Annotated in this window: 25 protein-coding genes and 1 pseudogene; 8 read left to right on the top strand and 18 right to left on the bottom strand. The window is 41.0% G+C overall.

Features of this window, described 5'->3' with window-relative positions; genetic code table 11:
- Positions 1–100 precede the first annotated feature (100 nt).
- The 4 genes and pseudogenes from ACTNC6_RS15495 to ACTNC6_RS15480 all read right to left on the bottom strand — a co-directional run bounded on the left by ACTNC6_RS15495 (position 101) and on the right by ACTNC6_RS15480 (position 3,942).
- On the bottom strand, positions 101–625 hold the full coding sequence (locus ACTNC6_RS15495; RefSeq protein WP_055176454.1) for a flavodoxin family protein: 525 nt from the start codon (positions 623–625) through the stop codon (positions 101–103).
- A gap of 115 nt (positions 626–740) precedes the next feature.
- On the bottom strand, positions 741–932 hold the full coding sequence (locus tag ACTNC6_RS15490) for a DUF6019 family protein (RefSeq protein WP_441033162.1): 192 nt from the start codon (positions 930–932) through the stop codon (positions 741–743).
- 527 nt (positions 933–1,459) lie between these two features.
- A pseudogene (locus tag ACTNC6_RS15485) lies at positions 1,460–3,268 on the bottom strand (N-6 DNA methylase); the annotation flags it as partial.
- A gap of 473 nt (positions 3,269–3,741) precedes the next feature.
- Positions 3,742–3,942 carry a helix-turn-helix domain-containing protein gene (locus tag ACTNC6_RS15480; RefSeq protein WP_021652391.1) on the bottom strand — a complete coding sequence of 67 codons (201 nt, stop codon included), beginning with the start codon at positions 3,940–3,942 and terminating at the stop codon, positions 3,742–3,744.
- Positions 3,943–4,018: 76 nt separating this feature from the next.
- Here ACTNC6_RS15480 and ACTNC6_RS15475 point away from each other — a divergent pair, with 76 nt between their 5' ends.
- The 6 genes from ACTNC6_RS15475 (at position 4,019) to ACTNC6_RS15450 (ending at position 9,302) form a co-directional block, all read left to right on the top strand.
- Entirely contained in the window at positions 4,019–4,225 is a 207-nt protein-coding gene (locus ACTNC6_RS15475) for a hypothetical protein (protein WP_441044544.1), read from the top strand.
- 308 nt (positions 4,226–4,533) lie between these two features.
- The gene (locus tag ACTNC6_RS15470; protein ID WP_441044543.1) at positions 4,534–5,547 is read left to right on the top strand and encodes a cell division protein ZapB; all 1,014 of its coding nucleotides are present in this window, start codon (positions 4,534–4,536) and stop codon (positions 5,545–5,547) included.
- Positions 5,548–5,560: 13 nt separating this feature from the next.
- The gene (locus ACTNC6_RS15465) at positions 5,561–6,100 is read left to right on the top strand and encodes a helix-turn-helix domain-containing protein (RefSeq protein ID WP_441033154.1); all 540 of its coding nucleotides are present in this window, start codon (positions 5,561–5,563) and stop codon (positions 6,098–6,100) included.
- Between the two features lie 91 nt (positions 6,101–6,191).
- On the top strand, positions 6,192–7,943 hold the full coding sequence (locus ACTNC6_RS15460) for an IS1634 family transposase (protein ID WP_441044542.1): 1,752 nt from the start codon (positions 6,192–6,194) through the stop codon (positions 7,941–7,943).
- Positions 7,912–8,112, top strand: a complete 201-nt coding sequence (locus tag ACTNC6_RS15455; RefSeq protein ID WP_441044541.1) for an ErpK protein — start codon at positions 7,912–7,914, stop codon at positions 8,110–8,112. The genes ACTNC6_RS15460 and ACTNC6_RS15455 overlap by 32 nt, the downstream gene beginning before the upstream one ends.
- A gap of 500 nt (positions 8,113–8,612) precedes the next feature.
- Complete coding sequence (locus ACTNC6_RS15450; RefSeq protein WP_441044540.1) at positions 8,613–9,302, top strand: Arm DNA-binding domain-containing protein; 690 nt, start codon at positions 8,613–8,615, stop codon at positions 9,300–9,302.
- Positions 9,303–9,490: 188 nt separating this feature from the next.
- Here the strand turns inward: ACTNC6_RS15450 and ACTNC6_RS15445 are convergent, their stop codons facing one another.
- The 9 genes from ACTNC6_RS15445 to ACTNC6_RS15405 all read right to left on the bottom strand — a co-directional run bounded on the left by ACTNC6_RS15445 (position 9,491) and on the right by ACTNC6_RS15405 (position 18,400).
- On the bottom strand, positions 9,491–10,003 hold the full coding sequence (locus ACTNC6_RS15445; protein WP_441044539.1) for a type III toxin-antitoxin system ToxN/AbiQ family toxin: 513 nt from the start codon (positions 10,001–10,003) through the stop codon (positions 9,491–9,493).
- Between the two features lie 272 nt (positions 10,004–10,275).
- A complete protein-coding gene (locus ACTNC6_RS15440; protein ID WP_441044538.1) occupies positions 10,276–11,010 on the bottom strand; it encodes a hypothetical protein in 735 nt (244 codons plus the stop codon).
- A gap of 224 nt (positions 11,011–11,234) precedes the next feature.
- Positions 11,235–11,528: a hypothetical protein gene (locus ACTNC6_RS15435; protein ID WP_441044537.1), complete on the bottom strand. Its 294-nt coding sequence runs from the start codon at positions 11,526–11,528 to the stop codon at positions 11,235–11,237.
- An 81-nt stretch (positions 11,529–11,609) separates the two neighbouring features.
- Positions 11,610–13,061: a serine hydrolase gene (locus tag ACTNC6_RS15430; protein WP_441044536.1), complete on the bottom strand. Its 1,452-nt coding sequence runs from the start codon at positions 13,059–13,061 to the stop codon at positions 11,610–11,612.
- 14 nt (positions 13,062–13,075) lie between these two features.
- Positions 13,076–14,083, bottom strand: coding sequence for an ABC transporter ATP-binding protein (locus ACTNC6_RS15425; RefSeq protein WP_441044535.1), 1,008 nt, complete (start codon positions 14,081–14,083; stop codon positions 13,076–13,078).
- 2 nt (positions 14,084–14,085) lie between these two features.
- A complete protein-coding gene (locus ACTNC6_RS15420; RefSeq protein ID WP_441044534.1) occupies positions 14,086–15,060 on the bottom strand; it encodes an ABC transporter ATP-binding protein in 975 nt (324 codons plus the stop codon).
- Between the two features lie 9 nt (positions 15,061–15,069).
- Positions 15,070–15,879, bottom strand: coding sequence for an ABC transporter permease (locus tag ACTNC6_RS15415; RefSeq protein WP_441044533.1), 810 nt, complete (start codon positions 15,877–15,879; stop codon positions 15,070–15,072).
- 11 nt (positions 15,880–15,890) lie between these two features.
- A complete protein-coding gene (locus ACTNC6_RS15410) occupies positions 15,891–16,832 on the bottom strand; it encodes an ABC transporter permease (RefSeq protein WP_441044532.1) in 942 nt (313 codons plus the stop codon).
- 17 nt (positions 16,833–16,849) lie between these two features.
- A complete protein-coding gene (locus tag ACTNC6_RS15405) occupies positions 16,850–18,400 on the bottom strand; it encodes an ABC transporter substrate-binding protein (RefSeq protein WP_441044531.1) in 1,551 nt (516 codons plus the stop codon).
- A 241-nt stretch (positions 18,401–18,641) separates the two neighbouring features.
- Here ACTNC6_RS15405 and ACTNC6_RS15400 point away from each other — a divergent pair, with 241 nt between their 5' ends.
- Positions 18,642–19,397 (top strand): threonine/serine exporter family protein, encoded by a 756-nt coding sequence (locus ACTNC6_RS15400; protein ID WP_441044530.1) that lies wholly within the window; start codon positions 18,642–18,644, stop codon positions 19,395–19,397.
- A 27-nt stretch (positions 19,398–19,424) separates the two neighbouring features.
- Positions 19,425–19,883, top strand: a complete 459-nt coding sequence (locus ACTNC6_RS15395) for a threonine/serine exporter family protein (protein ID WP_441044528.1) — start codon at positions 19,425–19,427, stop codon at positions 19,881–19,883.
- On the opposite strand, the gene ACTNC6_RS15390 is transcribed toward ACTNC6_RS15395, so the two are convergent.
- The 5 genes from ACTNC6_RS15390 to ACTNC6_RS15370 all read right to left on the bottom strand — a co-directional run bounded on the left by ACTNC6_RS15390 (position 19,816) and on the right by ACTNC6_RS15370 (position 21,500).
- Positions 19,816–20,013 carry a DNA-binding protein gene (locus ACTNC6_RS15390; protein WP_115623697.1) on the bottom strand — a complete coding sequence of 66 codons (198 nt, stop codon included), beginning with the start codon at positions 20,011–20,013 and terminating at the stop codon, positions 19,816–19,818. The two genes, ACTNC6_RS15395 and ACTNC6_RS15390, sit on opposite strands and share 68 nt — an antisense overlap.
- The gene (locus ACTNC6_RS15385; RefSeq protein WP_115623698.1) at positions 20,010–20,228 is read right to left on the bottom strand and encodes a hypothetical protein; all 219 of its coding nucleotides are present in this window, start codon (positions 20,226–20,228) and stop codon (positions 20,010–20,012) included. The genes ACTNC6_RS15390 and ACTNC6_RS15385 overlap by 4 nt, the downstream gene beginning before the upstream one ends.
- Positions 20,221–20,448 carry a MarR family transcriptional regulator gene (locus ACTNC6_RS15380; protein WP_087315811.1) on the bottom strand — a complete coding sequence of 76 codons (228 nt, stop codon included), beginning with the start codon at positions 20,446–20,448 and terminating at the stop codon, positions 20,221–20,223. The genes ACTNC6_RS15385 and ACTNC6_RS15380 overlap by 8 nt, the downstream gene beginning before the upstream one ends.
- Before the next feature lie 502 nt (positions 20,449–20,950).
- On the bottom strand, positions 20,951–21,250 hold the full coding sequence (locus ACTNC6_RS15375; protein WP_055262129.1) for a type II toxin-antitoxin system RelE/ParE family toxin: 300 nt from the start codon (positions 21,248–21,250) through the stop codon (positions 20,951–20,953).
- 1 nt (position 21,251) lies between these two features.
- Positions 21,252–21,500 (bottom strand): type II toxin-antitoxin system prevent-host-death family antitoxin, encoded by a 249-nt coding sequence (locus ACTNC6_RS15370; RefSeq protein ID WP_055262131.1) that lies wholly within the window; start codon positions 21,498–21,500, stop codon positions 21,252–21,254.
- Between the last annotated feature and the right edge of the window lie 222 nt (positions 21,501–21,722).

Genomic DNA, 21,722 nt, shown 5'->3' with positions numbered 1-21,722 from the left:
TCGAAATTGATGTAAACGAAAGGGCAGTTTTATAAAACCGCAAGACTGCTTTTTCGTTTACACCAACTCCGATTGTTTCCTTAACAATTTGGTGTGTGCTTTATAAATTTTTTCCAATCCACTCAAGTTCGTTCATGGAATCCTTATTTTTTTCAAGTTCATCTCTGGCTGTTGCATAATATGATTTTTTGAAAAGCATATCCCATGAAAGATATTTTGCCATACAGTCAAACTGCTTATCAATCAGCTCATACTGGATGCTACCTACGGGAGAACCACCTACAACAATTGTGCCAACTTTTTTGTTTTTTAACTGCAATCCACGGCAGTAGCACTTATCAATGATAAGTTTCAATTGTGCTGACATTCCCCACCAATAAACTGGTGTAGCAAAAAGAATCATATCTGCGGCAGCAATTTTATCAATGGTAGAATTTGTATCATCCTTATCGACGCATCCCTTAGAGCATTGACAGACACCACATCCCTTGCATGGTGCAATGTTGAGTTTGTCGGGTTCAATGATTTCAATTTTATTCTTTTCTGACGCTCCTTTTATAAATGCATTGATTGCTGCCAGCGTATTTCCTTTTCTGGCACTTCCATTAATGATTACAATTTTCATGCGTGTATCCTCCAACTTCCGATTTTAATGTCTCTATTATACCATAATGATACTATTATAAAAAAGGAAAAAGAGCTCCTTCGAGCTGTTTTGATTCAGTTCTGTAAGCTTGAATTTATTTATCTTCTAAATCAAATCCGAGTTCTTTCAGTTCTTTTTCGTTTTTGACATCTTCATCAGTTTTCTTTCCGGTGATATCTCTGTATGCTTCTTTTATACCATTTTTTACCGCCCATTTGATAACGAAATACAATGTTATCAAAACAATAATTGCAGTTCCACCGCTTACACCTAATTCTTCCCACATAATAATCAATTCCTCAAATTTCACAAGTTCCGATTTATCTAACTCTTTAACCTGAAAATAAAGTGGTCAATCAACTTTATCCTCTGTTGCTGCAAATCATTCTTGCATATTTATTCTTTGAATCCAAACAATATTTCAATCATTAACCCCATTTCCTCCCTGGCTAAACTCACTTTTGGATACATTATCCAAATACCCCTGTCTCCTCGACTTCCAATTTGTTCATTTCAAGGGGCATAACCCTATGCCCCTAATTTTACACCTTATAACCTGTCTTGTATATCAAAAGATTACCCGATACACGCTTCTGTGGTTCTCACTGCAGCCTCTTTCACATCCTGTTTCTGGCTGTTCTGCTTGATGGCAGTAATTCTGTCATGAAGAGACTGATGTTCTTCTTTCTCCTCGTCCTTCTCTTCTTCCCCTTCCATCACAGTTTTCTTTTCATCCATGTTCAGCAACGCATTCAGTTCCGACAGACGTTCCAGTTTCTCGTTCAGTTCTTCCTCTTTCGGGAACGTTTTTTTCACCTCTCCCATCGCATTTTTCTGGTGCGGACGAAGCTCTATTTCCGGATTCATTCCCGGAAAGGTCAGATGGCTGCCATCGTATTCCCTGGGACGGATAGAATTGAAGCGTTCATTATAAATCCGGCAAAGCTTTTCCCTCCGTTCCTGATCCCTGAAGATCCAGTCCTTAAATGCTTCCTTGATCGCATCCTGTTTCTGGGTTGCCAGCATCGTTTCTTTTTTATTCAACACACGGATTTCATTTCCCTCTGCATCCAGCTTTGTGTCATAAATCCGTACGTCTTTTAAATTCAGGGTTTCTGCCAGAATCTTATAGGCATTGATCCGGCTGGTACCATACGTTGCTGTGGTCAGCACATTCCGGTCACTGTCCGTATTTTTACCGCTGATATTCCATGCACCACTGGCTTCCGAATACCGGATATCAATTACCCTTTCAACCAGATATCCCGGGGTATCAAATAGTTCTACCATAAAATCCCGGTATATTTCCGGAGCGATCCATGTGGCTCCGATCCGGACTTCAATCTCTGATGCATCCAGGTCTACCGGCTGCACCTGCTTAAGGGCATTTACATTGCTGGTAAATTCCGGGTGGTTTTCTGCAAAGATTCTTGCCGTTTTCAGCTTCTCCCGGACATTCCCGAATAGATATTCATCCGCAGTTTCCACACTGGTCACAGCCACTGCTTTCTTAATCGTCCGCTTGGTAAACATATCCGCTTTCCGTTTCAATGTACCATTTTCATTGAGATCCTCCAACGAACAGAGCAGACAATAAGAAGAGTCATCAGAAAATGCCCGTTTGTTTGCATTGCTTCCGATGACCCCGTATTTTTCCGTATAGGCATCATAGACCTGATTCAGTTTGACCTGAAGCTCCCGTATCGCCTCATCCGCTGTATTTTCCTCCATCTGCAGGGCGATCAACTCCCGGACCACCTCACGGATCTCTACCATACCCTTTACACGTTCCGCCGTGGTTGCCGGCAGCTTCACCGGATTCATCAGGGAATTTACCCGGTAATAGATCTGGTCATCCACCACGGTAAAACTGTAGTTCCGGACAGACGGATCTGCCGGAATGCTCTCCCTCTTCTGGAAAAACAGAATGTCTGCACTGACTTCGGTTCCTGCATTCGACTTAAAAGCATTGTTCGGAAGACGGATCGCACCGAGAAGTTCTGCCCTCTCTGCAAGATACTTCCTTACTTCCGGCGATGCTTTATCCATGGTTCCCTTGGTTGTGATCAGGGCAGCCACACCACCCGGTCGTAACTGGTCAGTGGTCTTTGCAAGGAAATAGTCGTGGACCATAAAATGATACTTGTCATACTGGCGGTCATTCACTTTATAGGAACCAAAAGGGACATTTCCGATTGCCACATCAAAAAAGTCATTGGGATAATCGGTCTTTTCAAATCCTTTGATCTGGATATCAGCGTTCGGATAAAGCAGTTTTGCGATCCTGCCGCTGATGCTGTCCAGTTCCACTCCATAAAGCCGGGACTGCTGTAACTTGTCCGGAAGCATTCCAAAAAAGTTTCCTACACCCATGGACGGTTCCAGGATGTTTCCCTTTTCAAATCCCAGATTCTGAAGCACCTGATACATGCTCCCGATGATAACAGGCTGTGTATAATGGGCATTCAACGTGGATTCCCTTGCCGCCGCATACTCCTCTTTGGTAAGCAGATCTTTCAGTTCCTGATACTCCTCACTCCAGGAAGCTTTGCTTTCATCAAAGGCATCCGGCAATCCTCCCCAGCCAACATAGTTTGACAGAATTTCCTGCTCCTCTGGTGATTCCTCCAGCAGCTCAATAATCACGGTACGCATCTTTTGCTCATCATAGTCAGGAGTAAAATACTTGTTGATCTCATTTTGCTTTAAAGTAACGGTTCTTGCCTCGTTTATCTTCTTTAAAGAAGAAAGCATTCTCAGGCTGATTCTATCCAGTCCTGCATTCTCGATCTTCGGCATGTTCTTTCCAAGCGGGCACATCTCCCGGCAATAATTTCCTTTCAATTCCGGTGCCTTATAGCAGTCAGCCATCAGAAGAACTTCCTCCTGATATGGTATCGTGCTCCCAAGTTCGATTCTGGCTAACCTTGTACGGTCGATTCCTATTTCTTCCGCAGCACCTTCTCTGCTGCTCAGACGCTCATTTGACTTTGCCGCCTCATATCGTGCCTGGCAAAACATATTAGCCGCTGCTTTCGTAGCAAATTTCGACATTTTTCTCTCCTTCTATAAGCTGTATAATCAAGTTATGATAATTAAATTGTGTACTCTGTATCGATATCCAGAGCCTTGCTGATTTTTTCAGCAAGTGCAGGTGCATACATTCTTCCATTTATGGTGGTTGTCACATAGTTCCTGCACATCCCAACTTCACCGCATAATTCCGTGACAGACATATCTCTGTCAATTAGGGTTTTCTTTACTTCTTTGCACCATGGAGACAGTTTTCGCTTCAAAATATCACCTCCGTTTTCAACAAATGTTTATTACATTTGTTTGCGATTGCATTAAAATAATCAGAAAGGAGTTATCATGGATAATTGGATTGATAATCTCAGAAGAATTGGGCTTAAACGTTATGGTGACGAAAACCGCCGGATTCTTTCTGAATTATTAAGAAACGGTATTCCTGCCGGAAACACTGTTATGTCGGAAGCATCTGCTGAGGCTCTTATCATTGCTGTGGCGGCCATGATTGAAGAAAACAATAAAGCATTTCTCTCCGATTTATCGATGTAACTCTCTCTTTTTTGTTTTGCATTAAACATTTGTTTATTACATTTTTAATAATAATAGCATATTTGCTAAATACATCCTGTGAATTTTTACTTACAGGAATAGAACAAGAATATCGCTGCTCTGAATTTGAATCGGAAGTTCTTTCTTTATTTAGATCACTTCCGCATGATGCGCAGTTGGAATTTCGAGGTGAATTGAAGGGGTACATAAAATGTTTAAAGCGACAGGAAGAAGATACTGTCGAACCTCTTAAGAAAGCAAAATAATAAGCTTCGAGTGGTACCGGAGCAGGAAGGGGAAATAAACATATGAGAAGAAAAACAGTTGCTATCATTTTGGCAAGTAGTCTTATTTCAAATATTTTTATTTCAAACAATCTTTTTGTATACGCTGCTTCTGAAACTGCATCTACTATTGCAGACAATGAAGCCATAAGAATAGATGCCGAATCTCCTGTTTCTCTAATTTGTGATACTGAAGAATACACAGTAAATGTACAACGTATTTTTTACGAAAGAGGGAATTACGCAATAGAGTTTATGATTCAAAATCATTCAGATCATGATTTTAACTTTGGCTTAGACGGTTCAGACATAGATGGTTTTCAAATTACCATATATTCTGGGGGCACTTGTATAGCTGCGGGGAAAAAAGGAGTTGCTAAATTTCATTTCAGAGAACAAGATTTAACAGATTATGGAATAAACGATTTTCAAGTATTAAATACAACTTTTTCAGAATTTCCATTTGGCACGGGTGCTTCGTATCCATTGCAAATTCAAAAAGACGCTTTTTCTCAAGCGCCAGATCAGATCCAGGGAGCTGAAAACACAGAACTATTGAAAACAATAGAAGAATTAAAGAAACAAATTGAGGAGTTGAAAGCAGAAAATGCTTCGTTAAAAGAGCAGCTTTCCAGTAGTGCAGCTACTTCTGATTCAGACACTCCGTCTTCAGATTCTGTTTCGACTACAGACAACGAAAACGATCAGCGATTGTTAAATGCTATTATAATGTGTGCTGATGTAACAAACGGAAATGGTACTGATGTAATTGGGCAGCGTGCATATATTGTTATACCTAAAGAAGTCTTGTCGCAGATTTCAGAAAACGGATACGCAAATTTTCTCGAGAACAAAATAAAAAATAGTGGATATAACTGGTTTTCTATAATATGTGATGACGGAACTGGAATAGTATTTTCCAATTCTTTCACCGGTCTTGGAACATATGGCGAATTAGATGATGAAGGGTGTGTGACAACTCCATTAGGTTATATATCGGCTTCCGAAAGCGGATACGAGTATGAACCGGCAAACTAATCAAGGAGATTTTATGACAATTGGTGAACGAATAAAAGAATTGCGGGCTGAGGCTAATCTGCGTCAGTCCGAACTTGGAAAAGCAATAGGTTTTTCTGGCCAAGTAGTATCGAATGTCGAAAGAGGTTACTCTTTCCCGTCAACAGAATTTGTTAATCGCAGTGCTGCATGCTTCGGTGTGCCAGCAGATTACATTCTTGGCCGGACTACTTCAAGATATGCTGTTGCGGATCCGAAAGAAGTTTCCGCAGTGCAAGCAAGAACAAAAGCCCGTTTGGCTCAGTTGCAGATGAGCCTTCCGGACCTGATCAAAAAATCAATGCTGACAGAGGAAACCTGCTGTGACATTCTGGCCGGAAAGACTGTTCCTGGAATAGATGCCACTGCAAGCCTGTCAAAAGCCCTCGACACCTCTATGGATTACCTTGTGGGTAATTCTGAATACAGCTGTGCCATTGCTTCAGAAGACGAACAGGATATCATTGCTAACTTCCCAGGAATTGTCATACTCAATCTGATTTCTTATATTATCAAACTGGTTTTTTCTTTATAAAATCAACGTTTTCCACACATTTCTCTTGCAAATGTGCGGATTTTTTGGCTATACTTATTAAGTAGGATTTCTAACTTATGAGGTGCAAAAAATGTACTACGATTTTTTAGTGAAAATCCCGGAAAACACCGGCAAAATCTCCAAAAACAAGCGTAAGGATGTCACTTACATCGAATACACTTACGATAGAAAATATATTCCTGAGAAGAAATACAACGTCCCTTTGCGTACTACCATCGGAAAGATGGATCCTTCTGATCCAACCATGATGTATCCAAATCCAAACTTCGAAAAATATTTTCCGGATGTTGTACTTCCTGATACAGAGAAGGATGCTTCCAGAAGTTCCTGTATTCGTGTCGGAGCTTTTCTTGTAATCAAAAAGATCATTGACGATTATAAACTTCAGAACTACCTGAGCAGCTGGGACGACCGTGGAAAAGGACTGCTCCTTGATCTGGCAGCATATTCCATTATCAGTGAGAACAATGCAGCCCAGTATTATCCTGATTATGCATACAATCATCCGGTGTTGACACCTAATCATAAGATATACAGTGATTCAACCATCTCCAGATTTCTGTCTGAAATCAGTGAAGATGAACGAATTGCTTTTCTTAATGACTGGAATGAAAAAAGAAATCATCGTGAGAAAATTTATATCTCCTACGATTCTACGAATAAGAACTGCAAGGCTGGCGACGTGGAGAAGGCAGAATACGGTTATCCAAAGGAAGATGTCGGGGCTCCAATCGTTAATTATGCGATAGCTTATGACCTTAAGAACCAGGAACCGTTGTTATACGAAAGCTACCCTGGAAGTGTTGTGGATGTTTCGCAGCTACAGTATGTATTGGAGAAATTTCAGGGATACGGATATAAAAACATTGGATTTGTTCTGGACAGAGGCTATTTCAGCAGAGATAACATCGCCTTTATGGATAAATGCAAGTATGACTTTGTAATCATGGTGAAGGGACGCGGTTCCTTTGTAAATCAGCTGATTCTTGATAAGAAAGGCACATTTGAGATCAAAAGAGCTTGTTATATCGATGAATACGAAACATACGGCATGACACTTCAGTCAAAACTGTATGCGGATGATGAAGTTGAACGATGGTTCCACCTGTACCACAGCATCAGGCGTGAAAGTGCTGAACGTACCCAGCTGGAAAACGAACTCCGCCGCATGGAAGAAGCCATGAATAAATGTAAAGGGAAAGAGGCTACGCTTCCAAAGAAGTATACTCATTATTACGAATTGACCTATCATGAAAAAAACGGAAAGCAGATCCTGTATGGTTATAAGGAGAAGGCGGATGTAATCGAACGAGAACTGAAGCTCTGTGGCTACTTCGCCATAGTAACATCCAGGAAGATGACAGCAAAAGATGCTCTGCTTCTGTATAAGAGCCGTGATACTTCTGAAAAACTGTTCTGCAGCGATAAATCTTTCCTGGGTAACCGTACACTCAGAGTATCAGGCAGCAATACATTTGAGGGAAAAGTATTTGTAGCTTTCATTGCCTTGATCATACGCTGCAAGATTTACACACAGCTTAGAAAAAGAAAAGCTGAGATGATCAACCGTCCGAACTTCATGACAGTCCCAGCTGCTTTGAGAGAACTGGAAAAGATTGAGTTAATAAGGCAGCCTGGTGGAAACTATAAGCTGGATCATGCAATCACAGCTACACAGAAAACGATACTCGGATCTTTCGGAATTGACGAGGCAGATGCAAAAGCACGAGCTCTGGCGATTGGTAAAGAATTAATGCATGCCGAAGAACCTGAAAAGGAGGAAGATGAATATGGCACGATTGAAGACGACGAAATCGATTGATGATAAGATTCTCGAATGCGAGGAAAAACTGAGAAAACTGAAAGAAAGATGCGATAGACTGACCGATGAACTCGATGGCCTCTATGCTGAGAAGAAAGAGCTGTTAGAAGCCATCGCAAAAAGTTCAAAAACCAGAGCCGAAATCCTAGCATTTCTTGAGAGTGCATAAACAGTTAGCGCCATCATTCACAGCATGTGATTGATGGCGTGTTTTGGTTTGAGTAGGAAAAACATGGGAAGTTAGCGATCATCCTGCGGTACCGTCAGTTATCCAAGAAGGGAAAACGTATCTTTTTGGGAATGATGGAGAAGATGGAAGAAGAAAAAACAGAATAGTATATTTAACTGGGGAACCGTTGGGGTGTTATGTCAGCCGCCGGACACTTTGGTGAAAGGAGGCTGGTGCTGATGGTTACATATGGTGATTTATTTACTTTTGTAATTATGCTTTGTGCAGTTGTAACTCTTGTTATCAATTTAATGCATAAAAAATAGCGCCCTCGTCCTGGTAAGATAAGGCGCTATTTTTTTGCTGTTGTTTTATCCGGCGGTCAGGTGTACGCTGACCAACGGTTCTCTTGTTAAGTATATTATACAGTTGTCAGAAATATTTGTCAAACATTTGTTTATTACTTTTGTTGACTACTTTTGTTTAATTGGAGGATTCAGATGCCCGCTTATAAATATTTTACTAAAGACGGAAAGACAAAATGGTATGCAAACTTCTATTACGAGGACTGGCTTGGAAAACGGCAGCACAAATGTAAGAGAGGTTTTTCAACCAAGAAAGAGGCTGTAGAGTGGGAACGGGATTTTCTGGCACAGGGTGCGAAGGATCCGGACATCCTGTTTTCTGCTCTTGTTAAGAACTATATGTCCGACTGCAGTTCCCGTCTGAAGCTGACTACTCTGGAAAACAAGCGGTACCTGATTGAATTAAAGCTGCTGCCTTTTTTTAAAGATATGAAAATAGGGGATATCACGCCGATCGTGATCCATCGTTGGCAGGACGCTATGATTAATCACAAGGATGAAAACGGCAGGATGTATTCTCAGACGTATCTGAAGACTATCAATAACCAAATGTCCGCTATAATGAATTATGCAGTTAAATACTATAAGCTCCAGAGTAATCCTTGCCTTGCAGCTGGTGCGATTGGAAAGAGCAGCGCGGATGAGATGCGCATCTGGACAAGGGAACAGTTTGATTACTTCCTGACATTTGAAAAGATTCCCCTCGCGTTAATCATGGTCGTTGCCATGAATAGGACACCCTTGGTCTCGGCTGTATCCTTCCCACTACTAGGGCGGATTAGGAACTTTCATCCATTAGCGACGTGCGCCGCTAGGCGCACATAAAATCCCGAAAACCCTTGTAAATAAAGGATTTCTGGGATTTTACTCATTATTCAAACTCGATTTCGGCAACTATATATTGTGTCTATCGCTATTTAAATTTTGGATTGCTATATTTTGTATTATTGTTCTTGATATTCTATGCATTCTTTATCATTCCAAGACATTTTGCAAGCATTTTGCAATCATAATCACTTCGAATCACTCAGATATTTCTCTATGTACTCCCGGCACCCATCCTCTAAAATATGGAACGCACAGCTATTGTCAGTTAAAATCTGCTTACGATTTGTTGTAACCATCTCATATATTTTATTAGCCTTCTTCTGAATTCGCTCTGCATTATTCATACAAAACTGATATTCTTTATTTAGCAATAGTCTGTATTTCTCATCCTCAACATCTTTAATCACCAGTTTTTCAATACATTCATCTGGAACCGGAACCATGTAATTAAATCGCAAGGAGCCTTTCACTTCTTTTTCATCTCCCGGAACACGAATCAAAATATTCGCTTCCTGCTTCTTATCAAAAGAGGATACCGACACATAATAATTCATCCCATTTACTTGCATAACAGCACCAAATGCAAATTTATTACGGTCTGTATAACGAATATTAGGCACTTTCGTAACGCCTCTTTTTTCCTTTTCGTATCTTTGGAGAAATCTATTATACTCCTCATTTATGCGGTAAAAATCCATTTGTATCCTCCATAGTATAACACAACAGGGAGATAAGATACTTATCTCCCTGAAATTAACGATTCGCATTTTAAGCTGCGAAGCACTTAAATTAAAGGTTCACATTCAAAGTAGTGAAGCACTTAAATTAAAGGTTTGCACTCAAAGTAGCAACGCACTTAAATCGAGCAAATTTCTTTGCTCACTTATATTATATGCAGTTCTATTAAAAAAATCAATATAATTTTCTTCAAAAAACGCAAAAGCCAAAAGGAAGAACACAAAAGTATCTGTTATTTCAACCCACCTAAATATTGATTATATCGAATCAATAAATCTGTTTCTATTTTTAACACTTGATACAATTGAACGTACGGTAACATTATATTAGCACTTAACTCTCCTCGTTTACCTTTCTCAACCCATTGTTGCGATGAATCATTTATGTATTTACTTATTGTTTTTGTTAATTTTTCACCACCTGACTGTGTATTAATATTTCCTAATATAGCTCCCCTCATATCATATTCAATTGATGATTCTACAAAGCGCATAAGAATTTGTAAAAGTTCCTCATTGTATTTAAAATCAATATTTTCCACCATATCAATAATATAGTTACGCAGTTTTTCTTCAGCTTTATAAAAAAGAACTATTGAGGGTTCAAAAATTCCTTCACATGTATAGAGAGATTGTTCATATAAATCACACATATCCTCAAAAATAAAATCATTTTTTATTTCTAGCGGATTTTCATTTTTTCTCTTATTAATTGGTGTAGTTACACAATGAAAGTACATTAAATACCGATTTATAAGTACTGTCATAAATCTGTCATATCGTTTAATCAAAGCAACTTCTTCTAGTTGTGCTTGTTTTTCATCTTGCATATCAATAAAATATTGCACAAACGAAACTGTAACGATAATTCCTAACAAATTAGTTGATATACCAAACAAAATATTATTGATATTACTCGCTGCTCTTTCACTTGTAGCCTCCCACGAAGAACACGCAATAAATAACATAAGAAGACTAATGATAAATAACAATAAAGAAATTCGACCAGCTGCACTTCCTAACCACTCTTTACAGTCTTCATTTTTCCTTCCAAATATGAAAAAACCGACAGCTATTTCACTGCCGGTATATATACGTTTTCGTATAAAACCATAATTGAGATTAACTACTTTCTAATATCATCATCATTTATCTTGTGTTTTCGCTGGTAAACAAGTGAAAAACTGCATTCTCAAGCTTCAGAGTCAAAACTCCCTTGCATCTGTTGAAGAAGTCGGTTTCTATATGCTACATCTTCTGTACATTTTCTCAGATCTTCCATACGATTCTCATCCAAAAGCATCTTCGTTAACGCAGCCATATTATTAATGCCCTCTTTATTTCCTTCTTTTTTCCCTTCTTCTCCTTTTTCTCTGGCGTTTTTCAGTTCTTCTTTTATCTCATCCTTCATTAACAATCTTAGTGCTTCACTACCGAAAATCATACGGTAAAGTGTTGTGGCGATTCCTTCTGCAAAGATATTCAAAGCGATTCTCACCACAACCTGATTTGATTTCAGATAAATCGTGCAAAAACTTTTTTTAACATGATTCTGCCGGACTGTTTTTTATTCCTTCCCAAACCAGATTTCTTTTACCAGGGGTTCCAGCTTAATAAAAAAACCTTTTGCCTTTCCCGTTTTTTCATCAAAGTCATATGTCAGAGGTACATCCATAAACATGGTATCTTCTTTCAGATTGCTTACCTGAAAGGTTTGCCCGCACAGACATTTCATAGGCAGCTTCCATTGCTTAAAGTAAAGCTTCAATTCCTTCAATTCCTTCAATTCCTTTACAACTTGCAGTGTCCCATAAGCCGGATTCACATAATTACCCGTATATTCCTGCAACGGATAAACCGGATTATGATCTTTACCTGACAAAGATGCCTGCGCTTTTTCCTCCGTACCCGGCTTTGCCTCTGCTTCCAGCTTCTGTCCATGCTTCCAAAGGCGCTCTTCCCATCCCGCACCCTCTTCACCAAGCATTTTATCCAAAATCTGAAAAAGCAGCGTATATTGAAAACCATGACAGCTTGAATGTCTGTTTGCCAGAATCACGACTCCACGTTCCAAAGCGGGTATGACCGCCTGAAAGGTACAGAAGCCTTCAATTTCACCATGATGGTAAATGACAGGAACTCCCCTGTATACCCGAATCATCCAACCCATTCCATAAGCACCAATCCCGGGAAACTCCGGAAAACTCCATGGATATGATTGCATCGCTGATTGAGGTGACTGTGTCTGCATTATGTTTTTTTCCGAGATAATCTGTTTCCCGCCATATCGGCCTTTTTGAACCTGCATCTGCATCCATTTTTCCATATCGCGCAGATTTGAATACAAACCCGCGGCAGGTTCTGCCCCTGTCATCTCCCATGGCGGCATTTCATCTAACTTATCTTCATGCCATCGATAACCAACTGCAAAATCTTCCATACAGCACATTTCTGCTGCCGAAAAACCACTTTGCTTCATTCCAAGAGGATCTAAAATCCGCTCCTGCACCAGCTTCTCCCATGGTTTTCCGGCAATTAACTCCGCAAGGTATCCCGCCGCAGCAAACATGACATTACTGTACTGGGAACAATAGCGAAAGGGCTTATTGGGTTCCAGAAAACGCAGCCGATACAAAAAATCCTTTCGTTCCCAGGTATTCGGCCACATAGCATCGTGTCCTCCCAGGCCGCTTCTGTGACACAGCATGTCCTGCATGGTAATTCCGTCTGTTGCTGCTCTGTCCCAAAGCCTGAATTCCGGAACATACTTCGCAATGGGAGTGTCAAACTCTATAATTCCATCATCTGCCAGTGATGCGATCATTTCTGCATTAACTGCTTTGGTACAGGAAGCCATCGCAAACCTTGTTTCCGGTGTAACCGGCTTTTTATCAGAAAGATTTCTTACACCCCAGACTTCCTCCAGCAATACGGAATCTCCCGATGTAACAGCCATTGCCGCTCCCGGTATATGCCAGCGCTCCATACACCGCGAAACCATGTTCCTGAATTCTTCCATATTTTCTCTCACCTTTATATTTCCTGAATATGCAATGGAAAATGACACGCCACACTGCAATGCTCTTTTATGTATTTCCGTTCCGGTTCCTTTTCTCTGCAAATCTCTTTGGCATAAGGGCATCTCGGATGAAATCTGCACCCTGTTGGAATCTTAATGGGACTGGGCGTTTCCCCTTCAATCATATATTCCCGGCTTCGAACCTCAGGATTTACCTCTGGCGCCGCATGAATCAAAATATCTGTATAGGGATGCCGGGGATTTTTGAAAAGTTCCTCCGCTGGAGCCTCTTCCACTATTTTCCCCAGATACATTACCGCCACACGGTCCGAGAGATACTGAACAACTCGCAGGTCATGAGAAATAAACAGCATTGTCAGATTTAATTTCTCCTTCAGCTCCACCAGAAGATTGATAATCTGTGCCTGAATGGACATATCCAGGGCAGAAACCGGTTCATCCGCAATTAAAAGACGGGGATTCATTACCAATGCCCTTGCAATTCCAATCCTCTGGCGCTGGCCTCCTGAAAAAGCAGAAGGTCTTCTGTCCAGAATATCCTCAGGCATGCCCACCATATCCAGAATATTCTTCGTTTTTTGTTCGTATTCCGATTTTTCGCACAAATGATGAACTGCCATAATCTCATAAAACATTTTTCGAATGCTCATGCGGGGATTCAAAGACGAATAGGGATCCTGAAAAATCATCTGCACGTTTTTGTACATCTGCTTCACTACTGGTTTATTGGCATTAACCAACTCACCAACCCCGTCAAGCTGAATGCTCCCTGCTGTGGGTTCGCATAAATGAAGAATCGTTTTTGCCAATGTGCTTTTCCCGCAGCCGCTCTCACCTACAAGTCCCAACGTTTCGCCTTCATGAATTTCCAGACTTACATCAGAAACAGCCTGAACTGTTTTTTCCGGCTTTTTCTGAACCTTTTCTATTATTGTCTGTTTAATCGGAAATGTCGTTGACAGATGCTCTATTTTTAAAAGAATCTTTTCTTCACTCTTCATTCTTATTTCTCACCCTCCGGCTCTCCCCTGAAATGACACCTGGAAAAATGCCCCGTCTCCACTTCCTGAAGCTGTGGTTCCTGCTGAAGACAAATGGAACGGTAGAAGCGACATCGTGGCGCAAATGCACATCCCTCCGGCAATTTTTTTAAGTTTGGAGGCATTCCTTCAATAGGGATCAGCCTGCTTCCTTTTTTAGAAATAGTAGGAATTGACTCCAAAAGCCCACGGGTATAGGGATGACATGGATTCAGAAACAGTGCATGCACATCTGACATTTCCACAATTTTCCCTGCATACATAACTGCGATCCGGTCACATGTCTGAGACGCAACACCCAAATCATGGGTTACCAGAATCATACTCATTTTTAATTCCTGCTTCAGATCCATAAGAAGTTTCAGAATCTGATCCTGAATGGTAACATCTAATGCGGTAGTTGGTTCGTCTGCCAGCAAAAGCCTTGGACCCGCAGCCAATGCAATAGCAATCATCACCCTCTGGCGCATTCCGCCGCTTAATTCATAAGAATATGCGGACAAACGCTGGCCTGCATCAGCAATTCCCACCATCTTCAGAAGTTCTTCTGCCCGTTTTTTCTTATCTGCTCTGCTCATTGTTTTTGGCAGACACTCCGTGATTTGTGTTTCTATTTTTACAACAGGATTTAATGTGGTCATTGGCTCCTGAAAAATCATCCCGATTTCATGTCCCCGGATCTTTTCAAGCTCTTTCCGCGACATTTTCACCAGATTTTTACCTTTATAGAGGATTTCACCCTCCGTGATTTTTCCATTTTCTTTTAATAATCCAATAATAGACCGGCAGGTTGCACTTTTCCCGCAGCCGCTTTCTCCAATCAGCCCGAATGTCTCCCCTTCCCGTATGGAAAAGCTCACGTCGTTGACAGCATGAACCTCCCGGGAATTATCGTAAAACACGGTTTTTAAATTTGAAACCTTTAAAATCTCATCCATGCTCCGCTCCTATCTGCCTTTCATCATATCAGCGGTTCCTTTTCCCACAAGGCTGATTGCCACTCCTGTCACAGCCAGAACAATGCCAGGAAACACAGAAATCCACCACGCTCTGGTAATAAACGTTCTGCCTCCGGAAATAATAGCTCCCCATTCCGGTGTAGGTGCAGAGACCCCCAATCCCAGAAAGCTCAAAGAAGCCCCTACCAGCATACACATCATAATATCGGAAATCGCATAAACAAATGCGCCATCAATAACATTTGGAAGAATATGACGCAGCATAATCCGAAGATTAGAATAACCAAGCGTTTTTGCCGCCGCAACATATTCAATGTTTTTCTCCGAAAGCACCTCGCTTCGTACCAGCTTCGCATAGTCCTTCCAGCCTACCAGCCAGATGGCAATAAACATATTCCGGATACCGGAGCCCATAATTGCAACAATCGCAATTACCAGAATAATAAACGGAAATGCTGTCATAACATCCAGGACACGCATCAGACATGCATCCACAGTCTTTCCATAATAGGCAGCCACAAGCCCCAGCAGAGTTCCTGTAATTGCCGGAACCAGCATGGCAAACACGCCAATGGCGAGATCAATTCTGGTTCCATAGACTACACGCGCAAAAATATCTCTTCCAAGCTCGTCCGTTCCAAACCAGTGAGCCGATGACGGAGCCTGAAGCAGCGCCGACATATCCTGACTTATGGGGCTTTGGGAGGTAAACGCCTGCGGAACAACTGCCATACCCAGAATAATCAGCAGAACGACACCTCCTGCCAGAAAGGAAATACTTATTTTCTTTTTCTTCATCTGCTCTCTCCTTATTCCAGGCGGATTCTCGGATTCAGGAATGAATAGGAAATATCCGTCAGTAGATTCATTACCAATACGATTACCGCAAATATGTATACCAGGCTTTGCACAAGAGTATAATCTCTGGCCATGATTCCCTGCATCAGCAGGGAGCCAAGCCCCGGCAGTGCAAATACAGTTTCAATAACCACACTGCCGGCAAACATTCCGATAACTCTCATGGACAAAAGCGTCACAGTGGAAACCATTACATTTTTCAATATGTATCTGTTTCGGACAACTCCTTTTTTCAGACCTTTACTGTACGCAAAATCCACATAATCCTGTTTTTTAATTTTTGTAATTTCTTCCTCAATATTACGGATCATTAACGCCGAAGTACCCATTGCTCCGGAAATAGCCGGCAATATCATAGAACGGATATGCTCCGGCCATGTGCTTCCCCAGCCGCCCACCGGCAGCAATTTCAGATTTAATCCAAAAATCAGCATTAACTGAATACCTATCCAGAATTCCGGAATAGATAACATAACAAGAGCAATAGAATCAATGGTTTTGGAAATTAACGGATGACGGCTCATTCCTGCAGCATATCCAAAGATAAAGCTGATGATTATCGTAAAAATTGCCGTAACCAAAGTTAACGTCAGGGTTACCACTGCCTTTTGCTTAAACAAATCCCACACCGGCGCATTCATGGTAATCGAATTGCCAAAATCAAAAGTCAATACCTGTTTCAAAAACAGCAGATACTGGAAAAAAAGAGGCTGATCCAGCCCCAGCTTGTGACGAAGTCCCTCTGCTGCCGCATCGGAATAATGTGTCCCAAGCATAGTAATGGCTGGATCACCCGGTATCAAGCGCATTCCTGCAAAAATAATCACTGTAATCACCAGAAGTGCGGGAATCATCTGGAGGATTCTCTTGATAATATAATTAAATTCCTTCATAATCGTTCCAATATCCCTTAGTTGGTTTTCGTCAGTTCTTCAAAGCGATAGTTTCCAAGAGGATTTTGTTTTACATTGTCGATATTTTTGCTGTGAGCTACGTAGAAAGGAGTGGTGTACAGCGGAATATTCGGAACCTCTTCCAGCACAATCTCCTGCATCTGTCCATACAGTTCCGCACGTTTTTCTTCATCCATTTCCATTCCGGCTTCTTTTACAAGAGCCTCTGCTTCCTGCTGCTTTTCTCCATGCCAGCCGCTTCCCCAGCAATTAGTGCTCTCTGATACACACCAAAGCTCTGAAAGCTGAGAAGTATCTGTCATATCGCTGGTCAGATAGCTGAAGTATACCTCATAGTCTCCGGCACTCCAATTGCTGCTGGCTGTTGCACGGTCAATCTGTTCGATCTCAAGGTTAACGCCGGCCTTTGCCCACTGTTCCTTCAGCATGGTTGCTTCCTGCAATTCAGAGGAATAACCTGAACCTACATCAACCCGCAGATCCAGTCCATCTGCATATCCGGCCTCTGCCAGCAGTTCTTTTGCTTTTTCAACATCATATGTAATTTCCGGAAGATTTGTATTATAATGCGGTGCTGCCGGAGAGATAAAGCTGTCTGCCAGCTTACCGTATCCAAAAGAAAGTGCGGTATTCAAAGCTTCACGGTCTGTTGCATAAAGCAGAGCCTGTCTTACTCTCACATCTTCCAGTTTCTCATTTGCACAGTTCAGGATAATATAATCAACCGCCGTGGACGGAAACTCGTCTACTACAAGATTGGAATCTGCTTTCACCAGATCCAGCTGTGCCAGCGGTACATCTGTCATATCAATCTGACCGGACTGGAGCTGCATGATTCGTGTATTTTCATCTGCAACAACTGTCATAACAAATTCGTCTACTGTAGGAAGTCCTTCCTGCCAGTAATATGGATTTTTCTCAAACACCATCTGGCTGTTCTTCTCCCAGGAAGTCAGAATAAAAGGACCCGTTCCTACAGGAGCATTGGCAATCTGATCATCTCCAACCTCTTCGCAGTAACTCTGCGGCATAATGCTGCACGGGAACATCGCAAGCAAAGACAATAATGCCGGTGTAGGCTGTGACACCTTAACCACAATCGTGTCATCCCCTTCTTTTTCCACACTTTCAATCACGCTGAGCATTCCCTGCCAGGGGCTTCCTTCTTTATCTCTGGTACGTGTAATACTGTAAATACAGTCCTCCGGAGTTACCTCTTCTCCATTAGAGAATTTCACTCCTTCTCTTAAATGAAATTTATATGTCAGATTATCTTCGCTGATTTCCCAGGTATCCGCAAGTGCAGGTTCAATATCCTTTCCATTTTCTGCCGCACGAACCAGACCCTCCAGTGCAAAATTCATCATCCAGATATCCTGGTTTTTTGATGCCATAGCCGGATCCAATGTAGTAGAATCAATCCCTCTGGCCATAACTACTCTTGTAGTCTCCTCTGCTTTTACAATGCTGCCTGTCATCCCCAACGAAGAAATGGTACATAAACCTGCCATCAATAGTGCCATAAGTTTTTTTCTCGAAAAATGCATATGTTTCTCCTTCCTCTGCTTTTTGCAAATTGTATTTGTTGAATCACATTATCAGTATAATCATTTTGAATACGCTCTTCTATCTGAAATATGTAAAAAAATGTTAAACATGAGTAAAGTTAAAAATTTGTTATCATGTATATTTTTATCTGATCATCTTTCACTTGACATATCTTTTTGAAGTATGCAGAATAAAATTGCAGCAGGCCACTGCAAAAACCTGATATGATTGGAGTATTTTATGAATCGGAATGAGGCAGAAAAATATCTTTACTATGCCATGTCTATCGGAGAGCAGCTTTTGATCAGCGGCGCAGAGGTTGGCAGAGTAGAAGACACCATACGGCGAATCTGTATGAGTTACGGCGCTTCCAGAGTGGATGTTTTTTCCATAACATCAAGCATTGTGACCACTATGTATGGAGATTCTTTTGGAATTTGTACACAAACCAGACGTGTTTCCTCAATGGAAAACGATCTTCACAAACTGGATCAACTGAATCAGCTTTCCCGAAAAGTATGTGAAAAAAAGCCTTCACCGGAGGAAATCAGGACAGATCTGACAAAAATCATGAATGGACCGCGTTATTCCTTCACAGTGCAGCTTTTGATTTATGCGCTGATCTCCGGTTCTTTTACGGTGTTTTTCGGAGGAGACTGGAAAGATATGATTGTTTCGGCAGCGATAGGCATTCTTCTGAAATATATGGAGACTTACATAAAAAAAATCTCTGTTAACGGGCTGATCACAGCACTTTTGTGCTCCACCGCAGGAGGCTTTCTGGCAAATGCCGCTGTGGCACTAGGGCTTGGCGTCCATGTAGATCTGATCAGTATCGGAAATATCATGCTGCTGATTCCGGGAATTGCCTTTACGAATTCCTTACGGGATATGTTTTCAGGCGATACGATTACGGGAATGATACGTTTTATGGAATCCATACTTCTGGCGATTATTATAGCTCTTGGATTTACATTTGCCAATTTTCTGTTCTAAACAGATTTTTACAGGAGGAAAAGAATTATGAAGGAAGCAATCCAGCTTATAGCCGCCTTTTTTGGATCTCTGGGATTTGCAGTTTTGTTTAATATCCGAGGGAAAAAACTGTGTTTTTCAACCTTCGGAGGATTTTTGGCATGGGGAGTTTATCTTGCAGCAGCTCATTTCAGCAATAACCCGTATCTTTGCGGGTTTATATCCTCTGTCATGCTTACTTTATATGCAGAATGTATGGCAAGGGTTCACAAAACTCCCGTCACCGTATTTCTGGTATCCGCGGCTATTCCATTGATTCCCGGAGCGGCACTGTACCGTTCCATGAACTGCATGATGCAAAAAGACTGGCATAGGTTCGCACAGGAAAGCGTCTATACACTGCTGTTTGCAGCCAGCATGTCCGCCGGTATTACCTTTACTATTCCTCCACTTTCATGCCATAAATCTTCTCGGCAAGAAATTTCGTTGATATCTTTCCCGGAATGACCAGAAATCCTCTTTCTTTCAGTTCCTCGTTGTAGCCTTTCATGATTTTATATGCAAAGGCTTTCGATACTCCCAATACTGCACAAACATCATCTACGTTCATATACATTTTTTCCTGTGTCATACTCATATTGCTTTTTCCTCCGATAAATACTGTTCTACATGTTCCAAACCATAAATCTTGTCCTCAACATAACGAGTGGGCACCCGTCCTAATATCACATAATAATTTTTATTTGCCAGGTCAGCGTTCATCCGTTCCACTACCCTGTAAGCAAAAGAGACCGAGATATCAAATACTTCCGCTACGTCTTCCACTGACAAATACATCTTTCTTTTACGCATGGAACCATTCCACTCCCTTCTCCTGTGGTATCTGGCAGACATCCTCAATCCCGTAAAAACGTTCCACAAAATACTTGGTCGGAACCTTGCCTTTAAGAACCAGATACCCTTTCTTCTCCAGTTCGCTGTTCAAATTTGCAATGATCTCATAAGCAGAGGTTGTAGATACCTCCAAAAGTTCACATACATCTGCTGCTTTTAAAAATAATTTGTTCTGCATAATCAGTACCTCCTTTGTGTTCTGAAAGTTTTCCCTTCATGTACACCGGACTGGCAGTAGGATTTTAGGACACATTTTTCCGAAATTTTGCAAATTTTCCACAGGTAAAATTTCCTTACAAATTCAAAAGCAATAAAAAAACAGCCTGCCATGATGAAAACTACTTCATCAAAACAAACTGTTCTATAAAAATATCCCGATATTCTCTTCTGGAAATGCAATGATATTCCGGAAAACCTTGTCTATTCAAGAAATCCAGCTAGTAAAAAAAATAATTTTTAACTCCATTTGCACTCCAGAGACAAAAATAAATCCCCGGGAAAGCCCATAAATACAGGCTTTTCCGAGGATTTGACTTCTATTCAAACTCGCAAATGAGTTTTTGCCACTATACAATTTTGTATAGGCGTTATGGTTCTATCTGGTTTTATATGTGTTCCACTATCCTTAGTCCACGGACTGTACTGAACGGTGTTATCAATTTGTTATCATATTTCTGTTATCAATCAAAAATTCTTGTAATATCCTGATACCGATTGATGACACGATAAATTTCTACATACTCGTTGCTTACCTTGTAGATAATCACATAATCTTCCCATATCGCATATTTATAGTCTGTCCGAAAGCTGACTCGCTTTGAAAGGTCTGAACCCATTCCCGGAAACATCTGGAGATTCTCAAATTTACCATAAATTTCCTTTATAGTCTTTGCGGCATATTCTTCACTATCTTCAGCGATGTAATCCCGGATATTCTTCAGGTCCTTTGCAACAATCGGGTTAATCCGTAATTTTAACATCTTATTCCCCCACAAGTGCCTTCAGTTCATCTAACTCCAGCCATCCCTCGCCGTCTTTCACTGCTTCTTCGGCTTCCTGCAGCTTCATTAAAAGCTTCTTTTCCGCACGATCACGTTCATAATCTTCAAAATCCATAACCACAAAACGTCCTCTACCATTCTTGGTAAGATATACAGGCTCGCCTTTATGGCAGTTCTTCAGGACTTCGTTATAATTTCTCAAATCAGATACTGGTAAAATACTTGCCATATTCTTTCAGCTCCTTCCTTGATTTTATATTGTTTCTGCTACTTATATTATACACAAAAAGCTGTAAAATTCAACGTGAATTTTTACAGCTTTCTATTATAACTATTCCTATTTTTTAATTCGACAAACTTGAATTGAACAAAATCGCTGCGCGATGGCCTGCCGAGGCTGTGGCGCAGCTTTCTTTTCTCAATAATAAAATAGGCAATGGCAATTCTTACC

Source organism: Blautia sp. HCP3S3_C4 (assembly GCF_052064095.1).
In the GTDB taxonomy this organism is placed as follows: Bacteria; Bacillota; Clostridia; order Lachnospirales; family Lachnospiraceae; genus Blautia_A.
This window is presented reverse-complemented; position numbering and strand designations above follow the sequence as displayed.

Bases quoted from the DNA above. Each gene is read 5' to 3' on its own strand.
- ACTNC6_RS15495 (WP_055176454.1), bottom strand. From the start codon at position 625: ATGAAAATTGTAATCATTAATGGAAGTGCCAGAAAAGGAAATACGCTG.
- ACTNC6_RS15490 (WP_441033162.1), bottom strand. From the start codon at position 932: ATGTGGGAAGAATTAGGTGTAAGCGGTGGAACTGCAATTATTGTTTTG.
- ACTNC6_RS15475 (WP_441044544.1), top strand. From the start codon at position 4,019: ATGGATAATTGGATTGATAATCTCAGAAGAATTGGGCTTAAACGTTAT.
- ACTNC6_RS15470 (WP_441044543.1), top strand. From the start codon at position 4,534: ATGAGAAGAAAAACAGTTGCTATCATTTTGGCAAGTAGTCTTATTTCA.
- ACTNC6_RS15465 (WP_441033154.1), top strand. From the start codon at position 5,561: ATGACAATTGGTGAACGAATAAAAGAATTGCGGGCTGAGGCTAATCTG.
- ACTNC6_RS15460 (WP_441044542.1), top strand. From the start codon at position 6,192: ATGTACTACGATTTTTTAGTGAAAATCCCGGAAAACACCGGCAAAATC.
- ACTNC6_RS15455 (WP_441044541.1), top strand. From the start codon at position 7,912: ATGGCACGATTGAAGACGACGAAATCGATTGATGATAAGATTCTCGAA.
- ACTNC6_RS15450 (WP_441044540.1), top strand. From the start codon at position 8,613: ATGCCCGCTTATAAATATTTTACTAAAGACGGAAAGACAAAATGGTAT.
- ACTNC6_RS15445 (WP_441044539.1), bottom strand. From the start codon at position 10,003: ATGGATTTTTACCGCATAAATGAGGAGTATAATAGATTTCTCCAAAGA.
- ACTNC6_RS15440 (WP_441044538.1), bottom strand. From the start codon at position 11,010: ATGTTATTTATTGCGTGTTCTTCGTGGGAGGCTACAAGTGAAAGAGCA.
- ACTNC6_RS15430 (WP_441044536.1), bottom strand. From the start codon at position 13,061: ATGGAAGAATTCAGGAACATGGTTTCGCGGTGTATGGAGCGCTGGCAT.
- ACTNC6_RS15425 (WP_441044535.1), bottom strand. From the start codon at position 14,083: ATGAAGAGTGAAGAAAAGATTCTTTTAAAAATAGAGCATCTGTCAACG.
- ACTNC6_RS15420 (WP_441044534.1), bottom strand. From the start codon at position 15,060: ATGGATGAGATTTTAAAGGTTTCAAATTTAAAAACCGTGTTTTACGAT.
- ACTNC6_RS15415 (WP_441044533.1), bottom strand. From the start codon at position 15,879: ATGAAGAAAAAGAAAATAAGTATTTCCTTTCTGGCAGGAGGTGTCGTT.
- ACTNC6_RS15410 (WP_441044532.1), bottom strand. From the start codon at position 16,832: ATGAAGGAATTTAATTATATTATCAAGAGAATCCTCCAGATGATTCCC.
- ACTNC6_RS15405 (WP_441044531.1), bottom strand. From the start codon at position 18,400: ATGCATTTTTCGAGAAAAAAACTTATGGCACTATTGATGGCAGGTTTA.
- ACTNC6_RS15400 (WP_441044530.1), top strand. From the start codon at position 18,642: ATGAATCGGAATGAGGCAGAAAAATATCTTTACTATGCCATGTCTATC.
- ACTNC6_RS15395 (WP_441044528.1), top strand. From the start codon at position 19,425: ATGAAGGAAGCAATCCAGCTTATAGCCGCCTTTTTTGGATCTCTGGGA.
- ACTNC6_RS15390 (WP_115623697.1), bottom strand. From the start codon at position 20,013: ATGAGTATGACACAGGAAAAAATGTATATGAACGTAGATGATGTTTGT.
- ACTNC6_RS15385 (WP_115623698.1), bottom strand. From the start codon at position 20,228: ATGCGTAAAAGAAAGATGTATTTGTCAGTGGAAGACGTAGCGGAAGTA.
- ACTNC6_RS15380 (WP_087315811.1), bottom strand. From the start codon at position 20,448: ATGCAGAACAAATTATTTTTAAAAGCAGCAGATGTATGTGAACTTTTG.
- ACTNC6_RS15375 (WP_055262129.1), bottom strand. From the start codon at position 21,250: ATGTTAAAATTACGGATTAACCCGATTGTTGCAAAGGACCTGAAGAAT.
- ACTNC6_RS15370 (WP_055262131.1), bottom strand. From the start codon at position 21,500: ATGGCAAGTATTTTACCAGTATCTGATTTGAGAAATTATAACGAAGTC.